Source organism: Collinsella sp. WCA1-178-WT-3 (M1) (assembly GCF_009696325.1).
Classification (GTDB): domain Bacteria; phylum Actinomycetota; class Coriobacteriia; order Coriobacteriales; family Coriobacteriaceae; genus Collinsella.
Genome location: NZ_VUME01000035.1, coordinates 1 through 1,071, shown reverse-complemented (window position 1 = coordinate 1,071; position 1,071 = coordinate 1). Strand labels below are relative to the sequence as shown.

Below are 1,071 nucleotides of genomic sequence, written 5' to 3'. Positions count from 1 at the left end.
AGTTTCCAAAGCCGTACGGGCGATGCCGTCAAAGCACAGAATTGCGTTGACCGGAACTCCTGTAGAAAATCGTCTTTCTGAAATGCGATCAATTCTTGATTTTTGTAATCCAGGTGTTTTAGGTTCTGCGTCTTTCTTTCGGAACCACTTTGCCAGGGCGATTGAGCGTGAGCAGGATGAGACAATGACGGAAAGGCTCCGCTCCTTGACAGCTCCCTTTGTTCTGAGGCGGTTGAAAACAGACCCGAGTATCGTTGATGATCTCCCAGAGAAGACCGAAATTATTCTGACCGTGGACATGAAGCCGGAGCAAGCAGCTTTGTACCGAGCTTATGTGGAAGACATACAGAAACAGATCGACCAGGCAGAAGGAATTTCTAAGCGCGGCCTTGTGCTCTCTGCTTTAACCAAGATTAAGCAGATCTGTAATCATCCGGCACACTTTTTAAGTGATGATTCCGATGTGACCGTAAAAGGTAAGCATCGTTCAGGAAAAGTAGAGGAACTGATGCGTCTGGTTTCAGATGCCGTAGAATCAGAGCAAAGACTTCTTATTTTTACTCAGTATCGGGCTTTTGGGGAGATCCTCGCTCCTTATCTTTCGGACTACTTTGGCGCTCAAATTCCTTTCCTACACGGTGGTGTAAGCAAGGTCGGACGTGATCGCATGGTGGAGAACTTCCAGAGTCCGCAAGGGCCGCCGGCAATGATCCTGTCCCTTAAAGCGGGAGGGACGGGATTAAATCTCACGGCTGCGTCTATCGTTGTTCATATGGATCGTTGGTGGAATCCTGCAGTAGAAAATCAGGCAACCGATCGTGCTTTCAGGATTGGGCAACGCAAAGACGTCACCGTATATAAAATGATTACCGCGGGTACGTTGGAAGAATCGATTCAGGATATTCTCGACGGTAAAACTCAGTTGGCCTCTGCTGTTGTAGGAGAGGGAGAAAGGTGGCTTACAGAACTCTCTCCTGAAGAACTCGCTATGCTCATGAGTTACCGGGGAAGGGATACCTAAATGCCGCAGCGTCCTTCCAAAGATAATGTTATCTATGCAAATTTTGGGGC

General features: G+C 48.0%; 1 protein-coding gene. It reads left to right on the top strand.

What is annotated here, in order from left to right; translation table 11 throughout:
* A partial coding sequence (locus FYJ40_RS08885; RefSeq protein WP_195838913.1) for a DEAD/DEAH box helicase occupies window positions 1-1,021 on the top strand: 1,021 nt, incomplete at its 5' end.
* Between the last annotated feature and the right edge of the window lie 50 nt (window positions 1,022-1,071).